The 22939-nt window shown below is 34.2% G+C and carries 26 protein-coding genes; 6 read left to right on the forward strand and 20 right to left on the reverse strand.

Annotation, left to right across the window (positions count from 1 at the left end; translation table 11 throughout):
- Positions 1 to 196: 196 nt before the first annotated feature.
- On the forward strand, positions 197 to 1306 hold the full coding sequence (locus ACFOZZ_RS05890) for a hypothetical protein (RefSeq protein WP_376814898.1): 1110 nt from the start codon (positions 197 to 199) through the stop codon (positions 1304 to 1306).
- Positions 1307 to 1366: 60 nt separating this feature from the next.
- On the opposite strand, the gene ACFOZZ_RS05895 is transcribed toward ACFOZZ_RS05890, so the two are convergent.
- From ACFOZZ_RS05895 to ACFOZZ_RS05905, 3 genes are all read right to left on the reverse strand, one after another.
- Positions 1367 to 1690, reverse strand: a complete 324-nt coding sequence (locus ACFOZZ_RS05895; RefSeq protein WP_006504524.1) for a PadR family transcriptional regulator — start codon at positions 1688 to 1690, stop codon at positions 1367 to 1369.
- Positions 1691 to 1842: 152 nt separating this feature from the next.
- The gene (locus tag ACFOZZ_RS05900; protein ID WP_055234066.1) at positions 1843 to 2736 is read right to left on the reverse strand and encodes an exonuclease domain-containing protein; all 894 of its coding nucleotides are present in this window, start codon (positions 2734 to 2736) and stop codon (positions 1843 to 1845) included.
- Entirely contained in the window at positions 2733 to 3323 is a 591-nt protein-coding gene (locus tag ACFOZZ_RS05905) for a viroplasmin family protein (protein WP_055234065.1), read from the reverse strand. The genes ACFOZZ_RS05900 and ACFOZZ_RS05905 overlap by 4 nt, the downstream gene beginning before the upstream one ends.
- A gap of 117 nt (positions 3324 to 3440) precedes the next feature.
- On the opposite strand from ACFOZZ_RS05905, the gene pepT reads away from it, so the two are divergent.
- Both pepT and ACFOZZ_RS05915 read left to right on the forward strand, forming a co-directional pair.
- Positions 3441 to 4655, forward strand: coding sequence for a peptidase T (pepT, locus tag ACFOZZ_RS05910; protein WP_055234064.1), 1215 nt, complete (start codon positions 3441 to 3443; stop codon positions 4653 to 4655).
- A gap of 3 nt (positions 4656 to 4658) precedes the next feature.
- Complete coding sequence (locus ACFOZZ_RS05915; RefSeq protein WP_278780547.1) at positions 4659 to 5564, forward strand: diacylglycerol/lipid kinase family protein; 906 nt, start codon at positions 4659 to 4661, stop codon at positions 5562 to 5564.
- 49 nt (positions 5565 to 5613) lie between these two features.
- On the opposite strand, the gene ACFOZZ_RS05920 is transcribed toward ACFOZZ_RS05915, so the two are convergent.
- From ACFOZZ_RS05920 to ACFOZZ_RS05970, 11 genes are all read right to left on the reverse strand, one after another.
- The gene (locus ACFOZZ_RS05920) at positions 5614 to 6045 is read right to left on the reverse strand and encodes a VanZ family protein (protein ID WP_376814899.1); all 432 of its coding nucleotides are present in this window, start codon (positions 6043 to 6045) and stop codon (positions 5614 to 5616) included.
- A 101-nt stretch (positions 6046 to 6146) separates the two neighbouring features.
- Entirely contained in the window at positions 6147 to 6458 is a 312-nt protein-coding gene (locus ACFOZZ_RS05925; RefSeq protein WP_006504530.1) for a transcriptional regulator, read from the reverse strand.
- A 155-nt stretch (positions 6459 to 6613) separates the two neighbouring features.
- On the reverse strand, positions 6614 to 7021 hold the full coding sequence (locus ACFOZZ_RS05930) for a hypothetical protein (protein ID WP_278778587.1): 408 nt from the start codon (positions 7019 to 7021) through the stop codon (positions 6614 to 6616).
- 497 nt (positions 7022 to 7518) lie between these two features.
- Complete coding sequence (locus ACFOZZ_RS05935) at positions 7519 to 8811, reverse strand: MATE family efflux transporter (protein ID WP_376814900.1); 1293 nt, start codon at positions 8809 to 8811, stop codon at positions 7519 to 7521.
- Between the two features lie 41 nt (positions 8812 to 8852).
- A complete protein-coding gene (locus ACFOZZ_RS05940) occupies positions 8853 to 10052 on the reverse strand; it encodes an L-serine ammonia-lyase, iron-sulfur-dependent, subunit alpha (RefSeq protein ID WP_278860756.1) in 1200 nt (399 codons plus the stop codon).
- 37 nt (positions 10053 to 10089) lie between these two features.
- On the reverse strand, positions 10090 to 10974 hold the full coding sequence (locus ACFOZZ_RS05945; RefSeq protein WP_376814901.1) for an ROK family protein: 885 nt from the start codon (positions 10972 to 10974) through the stop codon (positions 10090 to 10092).
- An 83-nt stretch (positions 10975 to 11057) separates the two neighbouring features.
- Positions 11058 to 11315, reverse strand: coding sequence for a hypothetical protein (locus ACFOZZ_RS05950; protein WP_006507179.1), 258 nt, complete (start codon positions 11313 to 11315; stop codon positions 11058 to 11060).
- A 36-nt stretch (positions 11316 to 11351) separates the two neighbouring features.
- On the reverse strand, positions 11352 to 12086 hold the full coding sequence (gene pflA / locus ACFOZZ_RS05955) for a pyruvate formate-lyase-activating protein (RefSeq protein WP_238703719.1): 735 nt from the start codon (positions 12084 to 12086) through the stop codon (positions 11352 to 11354).
- Between the two features lie 51 nt (positions 12087 to 12137).
- Entirely contained in the window at positions 12138 to 14399 is a 2262-nt protein-coding gene (gene pflB / locus ACFOZZ_RS05960; RefSeq protein WP_055234055.1) for a formate C-acetyltransferase, read from the reverse strand.
- Between the two features lie 321 nt (positions 14400 to 14720).
- The gene (locus ACFOZZ_RS05965) at positions 14721 to 15089 is read right to left on the reverse strand and encodes a VOC family protein (protein WP_055233680.1); all 369 of its coding nucleotides are present in this window, start codon (positions 15087 to 15089) and stop codon (positions 14721 to 14723) included.
- A 12-nt stretch (positions 15090 to 15101) separates the two neighbouring features.
- On the reverse strand, positions 15102 to 15437 hold the full coding sequence (locus tag ACFOZZ_RS05970) for a PTS transporter subunit EIIB (protein WP_050772230.1): 336 nt from the start codon (positions 15435 to 15437) through the stop codon (positions 15102 to 15104).
- An 88-nt stretch (positions 15438 to 15525) separates the two neighbouring features.
- On the opposite strand from ACFOZZ_RS05970, the gene ACFOZZ_RS05975 reads away from it, so the two are divergent.
- Positions 15526 to 16728 carry an FtsW/RodA/SpoVE family cell cycle protein gene (locus ACFOZZ_RS05975; protein WP_278778575.1) on the forward strand — a complete coding sequence of 401 codons (1203 nt, stop codon included), beginning with the start codon at positions 15526 to 15528 and terminating at the stop codon, positions 16726 to 16728.
- 41 nt (positions 16729 to 16769) lie between these two features.
- Here ACFOZZ_RS05975 and ACFOZZ_RS05980 read toward each other — a convergent pair whose 3' ends face one another.
- The 3 genes from ACFOZZ_RS05980 to ACFOZZ_RS05990 are packed head-to-tail and all read right to left on the reverse strand — an operon-like array spanning position 16770 to position 18815.
- The gene (locus ACFOZZ_RS05980; protein WP_055233678.1) at positions 16770 to 17231 is read right to left on the reverse strand and encodes a hypothetical protein; all 462 of its coding nucleotides are present in this window, start codon (positions 17229 to 17231) and stop codon (positions 16770 to 16772) included.
- The gene (locus ACFOZZ_RS05985; RefSeq protein ID WP_376814902.1) at positions 17203 to 18051 is read right to left on the reverse strand and encodes an RluA family pseudouridine synthase; all 849 of its coding nucleotides are present in this window, start codon (positions 18049 to 18051) and stop codon (positions 17203 to 17205) included. Before ACFOZZ_RS05985 ends, ACFOZZ_RS05980 begins: the two co-directional genes overlap by 29 nt.
- Positions 18048 to 18815 carry an NAD kinase gene (locus ACFOZZ_RS05990; RefSeq protein WP_278778571.1) on the reverse strand — a complete coding sequence of 256 codons (768 nt, stop codon included), beginning with the start codon at positions 18813 to 18815 and terminating at the stop codon, positions 18048 to 18050. Before ACFOZZ_RS05990 ends, ACFOZZ_RS05985 begins: the two co-directional genes overlap by 4 nt.
- 109 nt (positions 18816 to 18924) lie before the next feature.
- Here ACFOZZ_RS05990 and ACFOZZ_RS05995 point away from each other — a divergent pair, with 109 nt between their 5' ends.
- The gene (locus tag ACFOZZ_RS05995; protein WP_055233675.1) at positions 18925 to 19491 is read left to right on the forward strand and encodes a CYTH domain-containing protein; all 567 of its coding nucleotides are present in this window, start codon (positions 18925 to 18927) and stop codon (positions 19489 to 19491) included.
- On the opposite strand, the gene spx is transcribed toward ACFOZZ_RS05995, so the two are convergent.
- Positions 19486 to 19938, reverse strand: coding sequence for a transcriptional regulator Spx (gene spx, locus ACFOZZ_RS06000; protein ID WP_055233674.1), 453 nt, complete (start codon positions 19936 to 19938; stop codon positions 19486 to 19488). The two genes, ACFOZZ_RS05995 and spx, sit on opposite strands and share 6 nt — an antisense overlap.
- Positions 19939 to 20234: 296 nt before the next feature.
- Here spx and trpS point away from each other — a divergent pair, with 296 nt between their 5' ends.
- On the forward strand, positions 20235 to 21236 hold the full coding sequence (trpS, locus tag ACFOZZ_RS06005) for a tryptophan--tRNA ligase (RefSeq protein WP_278778568.1): 1002 nt from the start codon (positions 20235 to 20237) through the stop codon (positions 21234 to 21236).
- Between the two features lie 31 nt (positions 21237 to 21267).
- Here the strand turns inward: trpS and ACFOZZ_RS06010 are convergent, their stop codons facing one another.
- The gene (locus ACFOZZ_RS06010; protein ID WP_187114877.1) at positions 21268 to 22110 is read right to left on the reverse strand and encodes an undecaprenyl-diphosphate phosphatase; all 843 of its coding nucleotides are present in this window, start codon (positions 22108 to 22110) and stop codon (positions 21268 to 21270) included.
- Positions 22111 to 22207: 97 nt separating this feature from the next.
- Entirely contained in the window at positions 22208 to 22582 is a 375-nt protein-coding gene (locus ACFOZZ_RS06015) for a RidA family protein (RefSeq protein ID WP_006504947.1), read from the reverse strand.
- Between the last annotated feature and the right edge of the window lie 357 nt (positions 22583 to 22939).

The following is a 22939-nucleotide window of genomic DNA, read 5'->3' on the forward strand; positions in this document are numbered from 1 at the left end:
TAAATTATTCAAACTTGTTTTTAAGTTCGTCTTTTTTTATACGTTTTGATTGATTTTTGTTTCACACTTTTACCTCCATATAGATTTATTTTACCATAAATCACCTTAATAAGGCTATAATTTATCAACTATCACTTGTGTTTATATCTAAAATTAATGTAATATATACTGTATACGTAAGGAGTGAGGTAAATAAATGAATAGAGACGTAACATATAAGGATAGTTTACTATTTCACATTAGTACAATGAAGATCCTTTGTCCTGTATTTGGTATTATCATGTTAATTCTTGGCTTTATAGAAGCAAAAGACGGTTATTATGTGATTACAGGGCTTGGTGTCATTGGGCTTCTACTTATGATTTATATCACTTTAAAGGTGAACAAGAAGAAGACTTTCTCTTATATGATGACTGAAGATGATATTACTTTTAAAGAAGGTAATAATGAAAAAAAGTATGCTTATGAAGACATTACTAAACTAGTAGATGATGGTAAGACACTCACTATTTATTCTAAAGAAGGAGTGATTGCACAGCTTTCTTCATTAGAATTTGAAGTGGCTGATTTAGCTGAATTAGTTGAAGAATGTACTGACCATAAGATCCCTTATGAAGATATTGAAGGTTCAAAGGAAGCACCTAGTCGTATGCCTTCTGTATCAGTTACTAAACCAGTGATGCTTGTATTAACACTTATCCAGTTAGTGTCATTATTGGCTGGTATGATTGGTGCACTTGATTCTCTTGTTGTGAGTGGATTGATTTCTATCGTTATCCCAGTACTTGCAGGTATTTACTACTTAGGTCTCACTGCTGAAGGAAATCAGTCAGCAATCAAAGAATTGTATGGATTGTTCTTCTGTAACTTTATTATCCCTACTATTACAGGATGGTTAGTTCTATTTACAAAATATGCAATGGAAAATACAAGACCTGTTATTTATGCATCAATTATTGTATTCTTAATTATCTTTGTATTCTATCGCTGGATTGGTGAAAAAGCTGGATTACCTAGAGATGCATTATTTACATGTTTCTTAGTGATCTTCATTCCTCTCGCATTATGCTGGATTAATGATCCTCTTGCAAAAGTAACTGCGACTGAAGAATGCATTATTACTAAGACAGAACATTATACAACTAAGTTTTCACAGGTCTATCATTTCACTGTAAAAACAGGTAAAAAGAAATTTACTTATCGTGCTACCGCAAAAGAATTTAAACAGTATAAGAAAGGTGATACAATCACTATTACCACTAAAACTGGACCTTTCGCAGTCAGCTATAAAGAAATCAAGAAATAGGCAGATGCCTATTTCTTTTTTAATGCAAAAAAATAGAGTTCCTTTATAGGAAACTCTATTTTAATCTTTGTGAATAAACGAATTGATACAATCCACTAATTCGTCAAATTCCACAATAATCTTGTCTAAATATTCCTTTCCGGCTGGTTCTAGGTGATAATACACTCTAGCTTTATTGTGGTAGATGACTGTATTGCTTGAAATATAGCCGTTTTCAATAAGTTTGTAGATAATAGGATACATTGTACCATTCTTTGGTTCAATGCGACCCTTAGATTTTTCTGCAATCTCTTTAGTTAATTCGTACGCATATTGATCTTTTTCTTTCAATAAGCTTAAAATCATTAAATCGAGTTTAAATAAATAGTTTGAAGTCTTTGCCATAATTAATCACCTACAATAAGACTATCAAAAATTAGAAGCGTTTTCAATACATTTCAATAATAAAATGACGCATTTTTGCACCAAACTGTAGGTTCTTGCTGTTTTTTAATAAAAAAGTGAACATTTTAAATAATAGTACACAAGAAAAAAACTCACTTAAGAGTTCTTTTTCTTACCATATCAATATACTGGTCTTCATGAAGGATTCTGATATCCTGGCCTTGTCTTGATAAAGTGATGGCTTTTTTAATCTTCTTATTGCCTTTTTGATATCTTGTCTGCTGGTAGTCCTTTTTACCTATAACGAGATATTTTGTCTGAGTTGTTACATGGAATGATGTTATCATACCATCCTGTTCTACGAATGATTCTATTTCTTGTTTTGTATGGGCAAGTTTACCTGTAAATGCGACTGTTTCTTTCTGAATTCCCATCTTCACTTCCTGTACCTTATCACTTGATACAAGAGGTTCAATAGATGAACTTGTCATACGTCCTAAAGGTACATTTTCCTTCTCATGAAGTTCCTTAAGACTTGTATAGTGATGTTCTTCCATCATCTTCTTTAATAGCTCTGCACAAGCCAATGAATCAGCCAATGCATTATGCGCATTTTCGAGATCAACAGAATAAAAGTCACACAGAGAACCTAAACCATACTTCTGTAATTCAGGATGAAATAGCTTTGCAAGAACTAATGTACATGATAAATAACAGGTAGGCTTTCTTATACGGAATCTTCTAAAGACGGCTAGCAAGTGATTGAGATCTGATTGGATATCATGAGATATCACGATACTGTTTTCAAAATACTTACTGATCTTAGGCCATATTTCTGGGAATGTAGGTTCTTTCTTTAAATCCTGTGGTCTTATTTTATGAACCTTATAGCGATAAGGATCAAAAGTCAATTTAGGAGGCCTAATAAGTGAATAGAATGTTTCCTTCACTTTCATATCCTCTAGCACAACTATACCTATAGAGCAGACGCTCACAGGATCATTATTCAATTCTTCAATATCAAAAATAGTTATTTTTTCACTCATTCAATTCCCACTGCTTTCTTGGCAAGCTGATCTGCCTGTTCATTATAGAAGTCACCTGTATGCGCTTCTACCTTCATAAATACTATAGGCAACTTTTGACGATACTCAGCCATTTGACTCGCATAATACTGTGTCAGTTTCTTATTAGCTTTCCATTCTCCAATAGCCCATTTTTCAATCCCCATATAATCATAATAAATCACAATACCATCATATTCAGGATGTTCTACTGCATACTTTACTGCAGCTAAAGCTCCAAATATTTCTCCTGCAACATTACGACTCGATAAGCATTCCTCATTATCTCCATGTCCATAAAGACGTTTGATGACCTGCTGTCCATCAATTAAAACAGCACCATAGCCATATACTTTCTTTTTTGCATTAAAAGAACCATCTACATAAGCAATTAACCCATGTTCCATTTGAGGCATTTCCTTTTTGTCAGAGATGAACTCTTCTGCTTCCTTGCGTGATGTAAAGGACTTATAAGACGCATTCTTAAAGCCATGAATCTGCTTCTGGCATTCTGCCCATGAATTATAAATACCTGGTTCTCTTCCGTTTTTTACGGCATAATATTTCATTTTTATCACCTACCCCATAATAATGAAAACAACAGGGCTTGTCTAGTTAATTATGCAAGTTCACAAAAACAATTTACTATGTTAAAATGAAAGAAATAAACAAAGTGAGGTTATTTTATGTTGATTGAAAAGAGATTTTTGAAATATGTGAGTTTTGATACACAATCTGATGAATCTTCCACAACATCTCCTTCTACAGAAAAACAATTTGATTTGGCTGATTTCTTGAGTGAAGAAATGCAGATTCTTGGTGTAGATGAAGTAGAAAGAACAGATCAGGGAATTGTATACGGTAAGATTTATAGTAATACTGATGAACCTATAAAAGCTATTGGATTTATTGCACATATGGATACTTCTCCAGATGCAAGTGGACATGATATTCATCCACGTATTATTCGTTCTTATCCAGGAGGACGTATTATTCTTAATGAAGAAAAAAAGATGTATTTAGATCCAGAAACAAATCCTGAATTAAAAGGGCTTGTGGGTGATGATTTAATTACAACTGATGGAACTACACTTCTTGGTGCTGATGATAAAGCAGGTGTGGCTATTATCATGAGCATGGTAGAGTATATCTGCCAGAATAGAGATTTTAAGCATGGAGATATCTGTATTGCCTTTACACCTGATGAAGAAGTAGGTAGAGGTACTGAAAACTTTGATGTTAAGAGATTTGGTGCTGATTATGCTTATACAGTAGATGGTGGCAGAATCGATGAATTCAGTTTTGAAAACTTCAATGCCTATAAAGCAGATGTCACTATTACAGGTAAGAGTTATCATCCAGGTGATTCTAAAGGCAAGATGGTCAATGCCCTTACTCTAGGTCGTCAGTTTGATACAATGCTTGGTGATAATAAGCGTCCTGAAGCGACTGAACATAAAGAAGGCTTCTATCATCTTCATCATATGGAAGGTGATGTTTCTACCACTAAGATGACTTATATACTAAGAGATCATGATATGGATAATATGCATGATATGATTCATACAATGCAGTTAGCTGCTTCTTATTTAAATCAGGTCAATCATGGTCATTATATTGATATTGATTTCACTTTACAGTATAAGAATATGATTGAAGTTATCAATAAGACACCTGATATTGTATATAAGGTAAAACAGGCAATGATTAATATAGGACTTGATCCTATTGCTTCTCCTATTAGAGGTGGTACTGATGGAGCTAATTTAAGCTTTATGGGACTTCCTTGTCCTAACTTAGGTACTGGTGGATATAACTATCATGGTCCTTATGAATTCTGTAGTATTAATTCTATGAAAAAGGGTGTTAAGTTGCTTCTTGAATTGATTAAGGAGGCATAATATATGAAGTGTTTATTTATTATTAATCCTTCTAGTGGTACACATGCGTTCCAGAAGTCTATTGACAAGTTTATTGGTCAGTTAATACTTCATACTAACGTGAATACAATTGATACTTACTTCACAAGAGGAAAGAATGATGGATTAGAACGTGCAGCAAGATTAACTAGAAATGAATATGACTTTATTGTAGCCGTAGGTGGAGATGGTACAATTAACGAAATCATTACAGGACTTATTAAAAGTGAATCTAAGATTCCTCTTGCAATTTTAGCAGCAGGCACTGTGAATGACTTTGCTACTTATCTAAATCTTCCTAATACTCCAGAAGCATTCCGTGATATGATTGCCCGTTTCAAGACAAAGAAGATTGATGCAGGTTATGTAGATAATCATTGTTTTGCGAATGTATTAAGTGGTGGTATGTTTAGTGATATTGGATTCCTTGTCACTAAAGAGGAAAAGAAGAAGTTTGGTCCTCTTGCCTACTATATTAATGGATTGAAGATGTTACCTGAACAGTTAGGCTTATCACTTCATCTCAAAGTAAAAGCAGATGAAATTGAGTTTGAAGAAGATGCCGCATTATTCATGATTACGAATAGTTCTCATGTTGGAGGATTTTCAGGAGTGACTCCTTATGCTTCTACAAGTGATGGTAAGTTAGATCTTATTATTATTAAAAAAGGCAATGTCGCTGAACTACTTAATGTCTTCATGGATTATAAACGTAATCTTCATCCACAGAATCCTATGATTCATTATGTCCAGGCAAAGGATATTACAATCAGTTGTGATGAGGATATTGTCTATGATATTGATGGTGAAAAGGGACAGACTTTCCCTGTTCATGTTAAATGTTTAAGACATGCTTTTTCACTCATTATTCCAGATCATGATGAAAAATAAACACAAAGAGGAAAATCGATTTTGATTTTCCTCTTTTTAGTTCATGATGTTAAGTTGTTTTTTTCTTTGTAAAGAACTTGATACTTCTATAGATATAGTAAGCGAGTGCGGCACCTGCCATATAATAGAAGAAATCAGTGATATCAAAATATCCTCTTAATGAAAGTAATTTCGCTAATTCGAAAATAAAGCTGGCACCTAGAATAAATGTGATTAACTGTCCTAATGTACAATCCTTCTTGATCACATAATACAATGCGACTGGCATCACTAAGAATATCTTCACAATCACATTCATCTGCAACGCCTGATAGTTTGTATTAGGATTATAATAGAATGGAACAAGATTAGTCGCATTGGCTATTCTAGAGAAGTAAGGTGTACTATTACTTAGAATAGGTCTTTTCTCTAATATAAATGCGATAAAAACAAGTAAGTAGAATACGATAATACATGATTTAAACGATAGGGCCTTTTTCATAATTTCTCCTGTTAATATGATCATGAACTATTTGACTATCTTCACTACTTATTACTACAAGATAATTATATACTAAAAAAAAAAAAGAAAATCTGATAAAATCAGACTTTCTGTGCATTTTTTCCCTCTTCTACTAATTTATTCAATAAAGCCACATACTCTTCAAACTGTGTTCTACCTCCATCAGTCAAATGATAAGTTGTCTGTGGTCTGTTATTTACAAATTCCTTTCTCACTTCCATAAATCCTTCTTGAATAAGCTTTTTAGTATGTGTTGTCATATTCCCGTCTGTACAACCTAGAATCTCTTTCATCTGTTTATAAGTGAGATCTTCAATACTTAAACTGGCAATCATTTGAATTCTTATGTGCGATTCAAATACCTTTGATGTATTGTTCATAACGTTTTCCATTAGATTTCCTCCCTAGCATCAATAGAATCAGCATTTCCAACATGCATTAATTTCTGGTTGTTTAGTATATTTTCAAAATATATAATTATTATACAATTTATATCAATAAATTTGAAGTCTATGAACAATAAAAAAATAGAAATCATCAATAATTTCTACTTTTTTAGAAGGTTATAGAGATTATAAATCATGATTACTGTCGTAATCACAATTAAAGAAATATTGTTATATGTGAATTGTGTAATCACATTCGTATAAAGATGGTTCTGAATAATCGCAGAATATTGGTCAAATAATAAAAATAATCCAATTACTGCATAAACACCACTGATAATCTTTGTGATATTGTTCTTAGCTGCCATCACAAACATTAAAATAAAACATATCGCAATTAAGATATTTGTGATAATTGAAAATGATACAGCTGTAGAATAATTCTGATTATGAGTCAGTAATGTAAGTGCCTGCTGGAATTTCTGTACGTATTCTGTCGATGAAGTTTGAATAATATAAAGCGCTATAGGAGTTGCCCCATAGATAATTGATTTAGTCGTATCTTTCATAGTCTTTCCCCTTTTATAAGTATTTTAATCTATTTTAATGTAAGTTACAAGACTCCTATTAAGTTGTCATAATTCTGCTTTCAAATATACTTTTTTTAAAATAGTAATATATATTTACTCTTTCTTAAAGAATTTCTATAATCATTATAGAAAGAAAACATAAACGAAAGTGCAGGTGAACATTATGAATGTTTCTCAAACTCTTTATAGTAGCTTATTTATTAAGCTTCTACCCTTATTAATTGCATCATTATTTCTTACATTCCTATCAATAAAGGCAAAGATGTCTAAGTTATTTTATTTACTCATTGTCATAGAAGTCATTGCGATATTAATACTCCACTATAGCACAATATCTATGTCTATCATCCTATATGAACAGACAAAAGCCTTTATTACTCTTTCCAACATGTTCATCATAGTTGGAATATATTTACTTATTCCTTTTCTTTCAATCATACTCTATATCATATTAAGAAAAAGAATTTAAGAGCGATTTAGTCAATCACTCTTTTAAGTTTGAGATATGTAAGTCCTACACATGTAGTAATTATTTCAGATAGAGGGAGTGAAGCCCAGATTCCTTTCATACCTAATTGTGAAAGAACGATAGATGCAGGCACGATGAGTACTACACCACGTAATAGAATAAGTGTAGAAGCTATTTTAGCACTCTCTATTGAAGTAAAATATGTAGTTAATACAATGTTTACCCCTGCAAAGAATAAGCCTATAAACATGATTCTAAAGCCTTCTATAGCTAATTGATATAACATTTCATTGTTTGTCTTATTAAAGAGAGAGGTAATCATAGAGGCATTTGCAAAGACTGTTAAGTAGATGACCGAAGATAACAACAACGAAATAGTAAGAGTCATTCTTCTTAACATAATAAGATTCTTTATGTCATGAGAACCATAGGATTCACTAGTAAGAGGCTGCATACCGTGTGCAAGTCCATTAAATATCGCAATACATACAAGCCATATATTACATACAACACCATAAGCAGCAACACCTATATTACCTGTAATCTTTAATATAAGTGTATTAAAAAGAAGTACTACTAAACCACTTGAAATCTCTATCAACATAGAAGGAAATCCCAATTTAATAATTCTTCTTATAATAGAGAACTGAAAACGAAGCTGAATGGGATGGAATGTATTCTTCTTTTTAATGAAATGTAAAGAGAGAATACTTAATCCAATCAAAGGTGCGAGACAAGTCGCAAAAACAGCACCAAACATTCCCATATGACATAAGAATATAAATACATAATCAAGTAAAACATTCATAAATGAAGCGACAATCATAGCTGTTGTAGCGAGAGCTGGATTGTTATCATTTCTTACTAGTGCATTGAGTGCATTATTGAAGATAAAGGCAGGTGTAAATATCATAATAGTTCTTAGATAAGTCACTGTATCTTTTAATACGGCATCATTGGCTCCTAGCATTCTTGCAAGAGAAGGACTATATAATACTCCTGTAATCATGAAAAGTGCGCCTATTACAAGCCCCAAAAGCACTGTATGATTAAATACCTGATTGATTTCATCATGCTTGTGATCTATTTTCAAAATAGATAATCTAATGCCAGATCCTATTCCTAACATGAGTCCTATCCCGTAAATAAAATTAAATACAGGTATCGCAAGATTCAGTGCAGTGAGTCCTTTATCCCCTATTCCCTGGGCAATAAAGAATGTATCTGCAAGTATGTAAAATGAGATAGCCATTTCCCCCAATATGCTTAAACAAATATATTTAATAAATCTTTGTTTCACAGTTTTCCCCCCTCTTTATAAAAAAAGAAATAGTGAAATCACTATTTCAATTCTTTGGCTAAACCTCCTAGAGATGTTTCTTTATAAGCAACATTCAAGTCTTTGCCTGTTTCCTTCATAACTCTTACGACAGTATCGAAAGGTACTTTATTCTTACGTACATAGCCTAACTGTCCTGCAAGCATCGCTGCATCATAAGCACGTAATGCAGCCAAGGCATTTCTTTCAATACAAGGAATCTGTACATAGCCCCCTACTGGGTCACATGTAAGACCTAAGTTATGTTCTAATCCCATTTCTGCTGCATAGTCAATGAGACTATTATTTAACTCATTGATCCAGGCCATAGAGGCACTTGCCATTGCACAAGCTGTTCCTACTTCTGCCTGACATCCTCCATCTGCGCCTGCAATAGTCGCATTATATTTGACTGTATTACCATATAATCCACCAATTGCAAGTGCTTTGACTAAGTCTCTCTTTTTTAAGCCCATCTGATGATGTGCATAATAGAGAATAGCTGGTAGTACACCACTTGCACCACATGTTGGTGCAGTGACAATCATATGACCATCTGCATTCTCTTCAGAAACTGCATAGGCATAGCTGGCAATAAATAAACGTTCCTGAGCCATTTCATGATGTGTATTTAAAGCCTGTTGATACATAGAACCGGCTACTCTTTTCAATTGTAGACTGCCCTGTAACATGCCCTGTGTATGTAACCCATTTTCTACGCAGGTAAACATTGCTTCAAGAACTTCAAATAAATACTCTTTAAAGTTTTCATCTTCAAAACGTAAGACATAATCATAAAGTGATAATCCTTCATTTTCACAATAATCAATGACTTCACGCATTGTATGATGAGGATAGATTTCTACCTTCTCCTCTTCTAAGTCTCCCTTAAAATAGATTTCTCCTCCACCAATAGAATACGCTTCAATAGGTTTTACTGCCTCTCCACCACAATATACTGTGACTAACATCCCATTAGGATGGTAAGGTAATTCACCGCTTTTAAAAGAAAAATCACATGGTACAGGGGCAAATGTCTGCTGCATGATTTTATCTGTTAAATGTCCCTTACCAGTTAAAGATAAAGAACCATACAGATCAACATGTACCTTTTCCATATCTGGATAAAGTGATTTTATTCTTTCAGCGATCTTCATCGGTCCATAAGTATGAGATGAGGAAGGACCAATTCCTATCTTATAAAGTTCTCTAAGTGATTGCATGTTCTCCTCCTTAAAAAAAGCAGGCTATGCCTACTTTTTATTTATTCTTTAAAGCCTGTTTAGCAAGTGCTAATCCACCACATAATCCTGCATTATCTGCAAGTCCTGGATAAACAATATAATCCTTGATCTTATCTGTTGTAATTTCTTCTTTTGCAACATAACCGTTCAACATTTCCTGAACATATTTATGAATCATTGGAAATAACTGTTTCTGGTGCATAACACCTCCACCTAAAATAATCTTCTTAGGTGAGATTGTAAGAATATAAATACATAAAGCCTGAGCAATATAATAAGCTTCTAGATCCCATGCTGGATGATCAGCAGGTAATTCTTTAGCGCTCTTACCCCAACGTTCTTCAATAGCTGGTCCAGCTGCTAAACCTTCAAAACATGTTCCATGATATGGACATTTACCCTTATAAGTATCTTCTGGGCGAGTGATCAATTTCATATGACCCATTTCTGGATGTAATAAGCCGTGTACAAGATTACCTTCTACAACAGCACCTCCACCTACACCTGTACCAATAGTCAAATATAATGCGCTATTTAGTCCTTTTGCAGCACCGAATTCTACTTCACCTAAACATGCACTATTTACATCAGTATCAAATCCTACAGGAACACCAGGGAATGCTTCTTCTAAATCCTTTACGACATTATGATTAGACCATCCTGGTTTAGGAGTAGTAGTGACACTTCCATAAGTAGGACTTGTCTTATCTGGGTCAATTGGGCCAAATGATCCAAAACCAATAGCTTCTACACCCTTCCCCTTGAAGAATTCAATTGTTTTCTTCATTGTTTCTTCTGGTGTTATAGTTGGGAAAGATTCTCTTTCAAAAATGTTACCATTCTCATCACCAACACCAACGACGAACTTTGTTCCTCCACCTTCAATAGTACCTAATTTCATTATCCTTTACCTCCATAATAATCACTCATATTTTAAATTATTTACTCCTAAAAGTAAACGAGCTTTTTAAAAGTATGGTATTTTTAGGCCACCATTTTATCATTTTTATAATATGCATATTGATCAAGCGAATAACCATGTTCCTGCATGACCTTAGTCATGATTGTTCCTTCAATCATAGCACGCTTAGCAGTGATTTCTTTGTAGTTTTCTTCTCCGTTATGTGTATGGATAATATCCATCAATTGATTATGTACCTCTAGATAAAGGCTGCATAATGTGTCTAAACTCTGATTCTGTAAGAAAACGATGTAATTTTCATCAAAAAGCAATTCATCCATGAAAAATGCCTCCTTCTAGGAGACATTATATCATACTTATTTATATTTATCTGTATGTAGAATCTTATTTGCGTTTTCTACACGTTCATTTGTAGGTGGATCAATTCCTTCTAGCTGATATTCTAAATTAAGTTCCTTCCACTTGTAAGTACCAAGAGTATGGTAAGGAAGAACTTCTACCTTTTTAACATTACTTAAAGTATCAATATAATCAGCCAATGCATGAAGATCTTCATCAAAGTCACTTCTTTCAGGGACTAAGACATGTCTGATCCAGATAGCTTTATTGATATCATTCAAATATTGAATCATATCAAGAACACGCTTGTTTGAAGCACCTGTTAACACCTGATGTCTTACATCATTGATTTCTTTTATGTCTACCATAAGTAGATCTGTATATTTCATAAGTTCTTCAAACTTAGAGAAGAAAGGTTCTTCTCTTGTAAAGCATGCACCACTTGTATCAATACATGTATTGATTCCTGCTGCTTTAGCTAGCTTGAAGAATTCCAATAGGAAATCAATCTGCACAAGTGGTTCTCCCCCAGATACAGTAATTCCACCCTCTTTACCCCAATAAGGTTCAAAACGTAGGGCACGGTCTAAGGCCTGCTGTGGTGTCCATTCTTCAAACTTCTGACTTGCCCATGTATCAGGGTTATGACAGAATTGACATCTAAAAGGACATCCATGTAGAAATAAGATAAATCGTACACCTGGTCCATCTACAAGACCAAATGTTTCAACGGAATGTACACGAGCGTTCATCACATTCTCCTCCTCTATAAAAAACAGTCTCATTAGAGACTGTTTTAATTATTACATATGATCGTGGCAAGTTCTAGCAATTACGTCTAACTGCTGTTCTCTAGTTAAGTCAATGAACTTAACTGCATAACCAGATACACGGATTGTGAAGTTTGCATATTCTGGCTTTTCTGGATGTTCCATAGCATCGATTAACTTTTCTTTACCGAATACGTTAACATTTAAGTGATGAGCACCCTGTCTGAAGTAACCATCCATAACTGTTACTAACTTATCAGTTCTTTCAGCTTCATCATGACCTAAAGCGCTTGGAGCGATTGTCTGAGTATTTGAAATACCATCTAATGCCCATTCATAAGGTAACTTAGCAACTGAGTTTAATGAAGCAAGTAAACCGTTCTTTTCTGCACCATATGCTGGGTTAGCACCTGGAGATAATGGTTCACCAGCTTTACGTCCATCAGGTAATGAACCTGTAGCCTTACCATAAACTACGTTAGAAGTGATTGTTAAGATAGAAGTAGTTGGTTCAGAATTTCTATATGTATGATGCTGTTTAATCTTTTTTAAGAATGTATGTAATAACCAAACTGCGATGTTATCAGCTCTATCATCATCGTTACCATAGCGAGGGAAGTCACCTTCAACTTCATAATCAACTACGATACCATCTTCATCTCTGATAGTCTTAACCTTAGCATATTTGATTGCGCTTAATGAGTCTACTACATGTGAGAAACCAGCAATACCAGTAGCGAATGTTCTACGAACATCAGTATCAATTAATGCCATTTCTGCAGCTTCATAGTAGTATTTATCATGCATGTACTGGATTAAGTTTAATGTATTTACATATAAATCTGCTAACCAGTCCATCATGTTTTCATATTTCTTGATAACTTCATCATAATCAAGATATTCAGAAGTAATTCCTCTGTATTCAGGACCTACCTGCTGTTTAGTCTTTTCATCGACACCACCATTGATAGCGTAAGTTAAGCACTTAGCTAAGTTAGCTCTCGCACCGAAGAACTGCATTTCTTTACCAGTCTGAGTAGCTGATACACAGCAGCAGATTGAATAGTCATCGCCCCATACAGGTCTCATAACGTCATCGTTTTCATACTGAATTGATGAAGTATTGATAGAGATCTTAGCAGCATACTTCTTGAAGTTTTCTGGTAATGCTTCTGTATATAGAACTGTTAAGTTTGGTTCTGGAGAAGGACCCATATCTTCTAATGTATGTAAGAAACGGAAGTCATTCTTTGTAACCATTGAACGTCCGTCAGTACCTAAACCTGCAACTTCAAGTGTAGCCCATACTGGGTCACCTGAGAATAATGCATTGTATGATGGGATACGTGCGAACTTAACCATACGGAATTTCATAACGATATGGTCAACTAATTCCTGAGCTTCGCTTTCAGTTAATGTACCGTTAGCTAAATCTCTTTCAATATAGATATCAAGGAATGTAGAGATACGTCCAACTGACATAGCTGCACCATTCTGAGTCTTGATAGCTGCTAAATAACCAAAGTATAACCACTGGAATGCTTCACGAGCGTTAGTAGCTGGTTTAGAAATATCATAACCATAAGTTTCAGCCATCTTCTTCATATTGTTAAGAGCTCTTACCTGTTCAGCAATTTCTTCTCTCTTTCTGATGATGTCTTCAGTCATTGATCCGCTACCGCAGTTGGCAAAGTCTTCTTTCTTCCATTCGATTAATGCATCGATACCGTATAAAGCAACTCTTCTGTAGTCACCAACAATACGTCCACGACCATAAGTATCTGGAAGACCAGTGATGATTTTATTATGACGTGCTTTCATAATTTCAGGAGTGTAAACATCAAATACACCCTGGTTATGAGTCTTATGATATTCAGTAAAGATTTTGTGTAATTCTGGGCTTGGTGTATAACCATAAGTTTCGCAAGCCTGTTCAGCCATACGGATACCACCATAAGGCATAAATGCTCTCTTTAAAGGCTTATCTGTCTGTAAACCAACAACAGTTTCTAAGTCCTTCATGCTTTCATCAATATAACCAGGTCCATAAGCAGTTAAACCAGAAACTACTTCAGTTTCCATATCAAGAACTCCGCCTTTAGCTCTTTCTTCTGCCTGAAGTTCCTGTAATCTGCCCCATAATTTATTAGTTGCTTCTGTAGGTTCAGCTAAGAATGATTCATCACCATCATATGGTTTGTAGTTATTCTGAATGAAGTCTCTAGTATTTACTTCTTCTTTCCATAAACGGCCTTTGAATCCAGCCCACGCATCAGCAAAACGATTTGTATCCATTGTAACAGTTCCTCCTTAAAGTATATAAAACTACTGAATTTTGTTACGCATCCTTTTCAGCGATTTCAATATACCATTATTCAAAATGTTTGTCCATGGATTTGCCTACATTTTTGTATGCGTTTTCTGTAAACGTATAACATTTTTTACCTCGTGATAAAAATTTTTCTCACAAGTTTGTATTATTTTCCGAAATCAGTAATATTGTATTTATTGTTTTAGTAATAATGCACTTGCATTAGTAACTTTTTTCCTATATAAAATTATTTTTTAATTATTTTTTTCACAAAAAAAAAGGAAATGCAGCATGCATTTCCTAGACTATTTTTCAGGTATGATTTCAAGCCAGTATCCATCTGGATCCTGGATAAAATAGATGCCCATTGAAGGGTTTTCAAAACAGATACATCCCATCTTTTCATGTAATGCATGTGCCCCTTCATAATCATCTACATGAAAGGCTAAATGGAATTCTTCTTCTCCAATATCATAAGCCTGTGGATGATCTTTAAGCCATGTGAGTTCTAATTCAAATGGAGTTGTTTCATTACCAACATAGACAATAATGAAGCTTCCATCTTCACTCACAATACGTCTTCTTTCAGTTAAGCCTAATGCTTCTTCATAGAATTTAAGAGACGCATCTAGATTCTTAACGTTATAGTTTTCATGTACCATCTTGAATTTCATTGTGAATACCTCTTATTTGATTTTTTCTAAAACTGTTTCACATATAACACTTGACGCTTTACCGAAAATCATAGTTAGTGTTAAATGCCCTGCTACAATACCACTTGCACCAAGCGTTTTAATTGTTTCAATATCAAGATCCTTATCCTGCTTTAAAGTTGCCTTTAATTTAGAAGGTGATGCTTCTAAAGCAGTAATGTTGTCTTTACCACCTAATGCCTTAATTAATAGATCCGCATCAATCGGACATTCTTCTTTACTTGTTTTCTTTTTACGAGTCATCATCACAACAATAATAAGCACAACTACCACTGCTGCAATAATACCAATCATCATATTTTTAGACACTTTATACACACTCCTTTTTATTGAAGTATCTTTAAAATATAGTATACTATAAGAATGAAAAAAGTAAAAAGAAAAAAGGAGGGCACGCATGGAAAAGCTTGAAGAAACACTCAAGAAATATCCTCTCATTGCCTTAGTTATATTGTTTGGTGCAATTAGTTGTCTTGCAGTTGCAAGTGCTGCACCAATTATGACCAACGTCGCAAATCCTTACATGCTTTGGTTAAAGCAGGCTCTATATTATTTATTAGGCGGTATTCTAAGTTATATCATCTATAAGATTGGTCAAGATACCCTATATAATCATATAAAAACACTCTATATGGTTTTTATTGTATTACTTATTGGACTTGCAATAGATCATTTTGTCTATACAAAACTATTACATATTCATATAGTACCTCTCGCAAAATTCACAAATGGTGCTACTTCCTGGTATAACATCCCAGGCTTCACTTTTCAGCCTTCTGAATTTATGAAGATTATCATGGTTATGTATCTTGCGAAAATTACACAGGAATATAATGAGCGTATCTTAGTCAAAACAACTGATAGTGAAATCCAGTATATCATCCAAGTGATGAAGATTTCTTTACCCCCTGCTATTCTTATTTATTTACAGAATGACTCAGGAGTTATGATGATTATTATGGCAGCAGTCTTCTTTGTATTATTATCAAGTGGTATGAATAAGAATTGGTTCCTATTTATTATTATCGTCGCCCTTGTCGGTGTACTTGGACTGGCTTATTTATTTATCTACCAGAATGGTATCTTCACATCTCTTATTTCAGGACATAAATTATCCCGTATTTATGGTTGGTTAGACCCTGAAGGAACAACAGGCAACCAGGGGTTACAGTCATGGTTTGCTCAGTTATCTTATGGTACAGCCGGATGGTTTGGACATGGCTTTAGAGCTGTTGTCAAAGTCTTCCCTGAAGGTCAGACAGACTTTATTTTCTCTGTTATTGCGACTGATTTTGGTTATGTAGGTGCATTCATCACCTTACTTACAATTGCAGCATTTGATGTCATTATCTTAAGTATCGGCTTAAAGAGTGATAATATTCGTGATAAGACATTTATCATGGGAACATTTGGTTGTCTCATCTTCCAGCAGACATGGAATATTGGAATGATTCTTGGATTACTTCCTATTACTGGTATCACTTTACCAATGTTGTCATATGGTGGATCTTCATTACTTTCATATATGTTCGCATTAGGTGTTATTATTGATATCGATTATCAGAATAAGCTTCGCGATGTAAAACATAAACAATATTAAAAAGCGACATACCTCTTATGAGGTATGCCGTTTTTTAATACTCATCCCTTAATATCTTTAAGTAAAGCTACATGTTCACCATAAATATGTCCTGATTCAGGCACATAGATAATAAGTGCTTCTCTTTCGTTCTTATAAATAGAACGACTCTTTTCTACAAATGCGAATAAGAGATCATCCCCTTTAGTTGTCTTAAGCTGGACTCTTTCATTGTACTTGACGGGTGTAACCACATATTCACAAGGTACTGTAGGTACCTCTTTTAAGCTCACCATCTGTTTATAATAGCTATAAACCATGAAGAATAATCCAGCAGTAATAGCCACCCCAAGAGCATAGATTACTTTAGCCTGAGATGGAATAATAAATGCAGCCACTAATGTGATAATCACAACTACAGGAATAAGTCTAGAGAACTTCTTATAGTGCTTTCCATATTCATTACATTTATAAGTCATATATTTTTCTGACTGCTTAAGATTTAATTTTTTTAATTCGTACATCGTTAAACACCTTCTTTAAAGTCATACATTGCTGTGTGATAGGATGTCTGAAAGCTATTTCTACACTATCTAGATAAAAGCCTTCTCCTTCACCATAAAGTGGATCTCCAACAAGTGGGCATCCTAAATAAGCCATGTGAACACGTATCTGATGCGTACGTCCAGTTTCTAACTTACATTCTACCAGAGAATACTCTCCAATTGTTTTAATAGTACGGTAATGGGTGATTGCTTCTTTACCGCCTTCTCTTACTTTTCTTTTTGTCCCATGGCCTTCTGCGTGATCAATAGGAGCATTTACTGTTCCCTGCCCTGGATTGCCTTCGACAAGTGCATGATACACACGTTTCACCTGCTTGATATCATGAGAAAAAGCATCATGAACATAACGACTTTTCGCAATCATCATTAATCCTGACGTTTCTTTATCAAGTCGATTGACAAGATGTATCGCACTCTCAATATGATTCACTTTATAGTAATACATAATAGCATTCCCCACCGACTCTGTTAAGTACTTCTTAACAGGGATACAGGCAAGGTTGGGCTGTTTATCAATGACCATCAAATAATCATCTTCATAAACAACCTTCAAAGGGATATCTACAGGAATCACATTACTTGTTTCTTTAGGGAAGACAATCGCAACACTATCTCCCTCAACTGTTTTATAACACAAATACTGCTTTTCTCCATTCACCAATATTTCTCCATGATTCCTAGAATCTTTCACTAGTTTCTTAGAGATACCATGTAAATAGAAGAATTCATCTAAACGCATATCCACATGCTGTGCATCTATTTCAAATTGTAAGATCATAGATATGATTTCCTCAATCTCTTCACAAAAGATATATGACGGTAATTACAAAAATGTGCTACACGCTTAGAAAGACGTGCTTCTATGACATCATGATCCTTTAATTCATATATATCTGTATCTATGCCTAAAACCGCATTTTCATTAAAATCTGTCTCAAAGCGTACAACATCCTCTTCTCCTAAAATAAGAGGACTACCTAAAGAACGATAAGCATTATGATGAATACCCGCTATTTCAGTCACCTGCATCAATCTTAAACTAGGATTGATCACTGCACCTCCTAATGACTTATTCAATGCTGTAGAACCTGATGGTGTACTTACACAAAGCCCATTTCCTCTAAATGTTTCCATATGTTCATCATTCACATACATATCAATCACCTGTGAACGATAACTATTTTCTATACGCATTTCATTTAATGCATGAAAGATTTCTCCATTATAAGAAATACGTAAGAGATGTCGATCAAAAATCTCTGGTTCTTTTGTAAGAATATCTTCTACAAGCTGTTTATACTCATCTTTTAAATAATCTGTAAAGAATCCAAGTGTTCCTGTATGGATTCCTACAAAAGAAACATCATTTAAAACATGCTCATAACGATGGATAGAATAGATCATTGTCCCATCTCCACCTACAGATATCACTATCTCTGGATGTTCTTCATCGTAAGTCAGTTCCTTGAGTTCTTCTTTAATTAAAGCTGCAAGATGACGGGATACATCATCTTTTTTTGACACAATCGCATATCTTTTCATTTTATCATCACCGTTATTATTATACTTTCTATTAGCTTTTTAAGCAATATGACTTGTATTGACTGGGTTGTTTGACAAGTATATAATTTTAGAAAAATAAGGAGATATTATGGAAAAGAATCTTGAAATAGAATATAAGATGCTGCTTACTGAGGAGGTTTTCCATCAATTGATGAATGATTTTACAGGGCATACTTATAGTCAGACAAACTATTATCTTACAAGTATTGAATTGGGTGCATTACGCTATAGTCTTCGTATTAGAGAAAAGGAAGGCTATTATGAGATGACACTTAAAACACCTGCCGCAAATGGCCGTATGGAACATAACCTAGAGATTACAAAAGAAGATCTCATTATGATTCAAAATGGGCAGATGCCTGATAATGAAATTACATGCTTATTAAGAGACAAGGGCTTTGATTTAAGTCTTATTAAACAGTCTTATTCTTTAACTACTATTAGAAGAGATGTTCCTTTTGATTCAGGCATGTTATCTCTTGATGAGAATCATTACAATGGAATCACTGATTATGAATTAGAATTTGAAGTCAATGATGAAGAAGCAGGACTTAAACAATTCAAAGAATTATGTGAGACATATCATCTACAATATAAAGGAAACTGTGCAAGTAAGATTGTGAGAGTTCTAAGTACATTAAAAGCAGGCTTATGAGCCTGCTTTTTTACTGCGATGATAATCTTCTACAAGTGTAGACGCACTGAATTGTGGACAATTGTCGAACTTCTGACATTCTGCCAGTTTTCTTAATTCTCTTGGAATAAATGCGCGAATTTCTTCAGCATTGTAACCTACCTGGAAACGTCTTTCATCAATCATGATTGGACGTTTTAAGATAGATGGATTCTTCTGAATGAAATGAATCAATTCATTGATAGACATATCTTCAATGTCTACTTTATTCTCTTTGATGATCTTAGAACGTTTAGAAATGATATCATCTGTACCATTCTCACTTCGTTCTAATAACTCACGTAGTTCATCTTCTCTTAGTATTGTAGAAAAGATATTCTTTTCTACATAAGGAATATCATGTTCTTTTAGCCATGCTTTGACTTTTCTGCATGATGCACAACTTGGTGCAGTGTAGATTCTAATCATGATTTCACCTCTTTCTTGTGTTTATTATACATCATTTTCATTCATTGTATATGTTTAATAGTTGCATTCACATAATTTTGTATTATAATGATAGAAGCAATGAACAGAAATAAGTAGTTTTTTATACTATGGATAGAGAGCTCATGGGTGGTGGAAATGAGTCATATATAGGAAATGAATTGGGTTCTGGGAGCTTTTCTAGCATGAGTTAGAAACGTCTGCTGTCGTTACCAGCACAATTACACATTGGTGGCACGTCCTTTGGGCGTGCCTTTTTTATTTAGGAGGATGTAATGATGAAAAGAATGTTAAGTGGTATTAAACCTACAGGCCGTGTTACTTTAGGTAATTACATTGGCGCAATTAAGCCCTTTGTACAGTTCCAGAATGAATATGAGATGATCATCTTTGTCGCAAATCTTCATTCAATGACTATTTATCAGGAACCAAAGGATTTAAGAAAGAATACGAAAGACCTCATCGCATTATATATTGCGGCAGGATTAGATCCTGAACAGGTTACTTTATTTTTACAAAGTGATGTCTTAGAACATGCTCAGCTTGGATGGTATCTAGGCTGTATGGTTTCTATGGGTGAATTATCACGTATGACTCAATATAAATCAAAGAAGATTGAAGCAGAAGAAAAAGGCGGACATATTGGTGCTGGTATCTTCAACTACCCTTCATTAATGAATGCAGATATTCTTATGTATGATCCAGATTATGTACCTGTAGGAGAAGACCAGAAACAGCATGTAGAACTTGCAAGAAACATTGCTGAACGTTTTAATAGCCGTTATAGTGATACATTCAAACTTCCTGAACCTATTATTCCTAAAGTAGGTGGACGTATTATGGATTTACAGGATCCTACTAAGAAGATGAGTAAATCTTCACATAATGGTAAGGGATGTATTTATGTATTAGATCCGGTTAATGTATCTAAGAAGAAAATCTTATCTGCAGTGACTGATAGTGATTCACATGTTAAGTTTGACCCAGAAAATAAACCTGGTATTTCCAATCTACTTGAAATCTATTCTATTATTTCAGGTAAAACTATTGAAGAACTTGAAACAATGTATGAAGGTAAGGGATATGGCGAATTCAAGAAAGATCTTGCAGAGGTTGTAGGAGATGAACTTCAAAGAATCCAGGACCGTTATAATGAAATCTTAGACGGTGATTATCTTGATAATGTTCTTGAAGCAGGAGCAGAAAAAGCAAGAAGAATCGCAAGAAAGAAACTTGCAAAGGTTGAAAGAAAGATTGGTATTACAATCAAGAAAAGATAAAAAGAAAACAATGGCTCGCGCCATTGTTTTTTTACTTGATGATAAAGAAATATGCAAGTACTAATAGTCCTAATACAATACGGTACCACCCAAATACCTTGAAGTCATGCTTCTTGATATAGCTCATTAAGAACTTGATGATTAAAATTGAAGATACAAAGGCAACAAGCATACCAAGTCCTAATACTGCAAGCTGTGAAGCTGTAAATGCGAGACCAAACTTAACTAGTTTTAATAAGCTTGCCCCAAACATAACTGGGATTGCTAAAAAGAACGTGAATTCTGCAGCGACTGTACGGCTTACACCTAACATTAAGCCACCAAGGATTGTCGCACCTGAACGAGATGTACCTGGGAAAATAGCTGCAATTAACTGGAACATACCAATTAAGAAAGCTGTCTTGCCATTGATTGCTCTTAAAGAGTTAATTTTAGGTCTAAGCTTTGCATTTCTATTTTCAATAACGATAAAGCCGATACCAAAGACAATAAGTGCAAGTGCTACACAAGGTGGATTATAGAATAATGCTTCAAATACATCATCAAATAATAGACCTACAACAGCTGCTGGGATACATGCAAAGATAATCTTAAGCCATAAGTCAAAAATATCTCTATCCACATATTTAAAGAAACCTTTTACCATAGGATTTGTATTCTTCTTAAATGGCCAGATCTGATTCCAATAGATAACGACTACTGCAAGAATAGCCCCTAACTGAATTACAACCTGGAACATAGAGTAGAAATCTTTAGAAACATCTAATTTCACAAATTCATTTAATAAGATCATATGTCCAGTACTGCTGATAGGTAACCATTCAGTGATTCCTTCCACAATACCAAACAAAATAGTTTTTAAATAGAGTAACATATTAATCTCCTTTTTTGTTGTCTTTTTGATTATGGCACAATTCTCATTATTTTCAAGGTTTTGGGGTCAAAAAAAAGACTTTCTCAATTGAGAAAGTCTATTTTACTGCAATAACTTCTACTTCTACTAAAGCACCCTTTGGTAATTTAGCTACTTCTACAGCACTTCTTGCTGGATAAGGTTCTTCAAAATATTCAGCATAGATACCATTCATAGTTGTGAAATCATCGATATTATCTAAGAATACAGTTGTTTTTACAACGTTCTTGAATGTTAATCCCTGGCTTTCAAGTAACCCTTTCACATTGTCTAATGCACGTCTAGTCTGTGCTTCGATACCTTCTGGCATCACACCTGTTTCAGGATCTAGTGGAATCTGTCCTGAGAAGAAGATCATATTACCAATGTCAATTCCCTGGCTATATGGTCCAATAGCACCTGGTGCTTTGTCTGTTTTTACTACTTTAGTCATTTTTACATCCTCCTAATGGTCCTATTCTGACTACTCCCACGGGCAAGCCCGTGGGGTTCTTACTGTCAAGTTTAGCTTGTAATCGTACATCATTTTCAGACTTTGGAATATAAGTGTAAATCTATTTAAGTAAGAACTTTTATTACCAAGCAGTCCAACGACCACATTAACGGTAAATTTCTATCTTACGATATGGAAGTATAATCAATCTCCCTGATGTTTATTTTATACTATTTTGATTCCACTATTCAATACTTTGATTCTATTAGTCTCAATTCTTTTAATTCCCTCAATTGTAAAATGAAACTGGAATTAAGGAATTGGGATAAAGGGGCATGCCCCTTTATCCCAATTGAC

The sequence above is a fragment of the Catenibacterium sp. GCM10023432 genome, from assembly GCF_042651925.1.
GTDB lineage: Bacteria > Bacillota_I > Bacilli_A > Erysipelotrichales > Coprobacillaceae > Catenibacterium > Catenibacterium mitsuoka.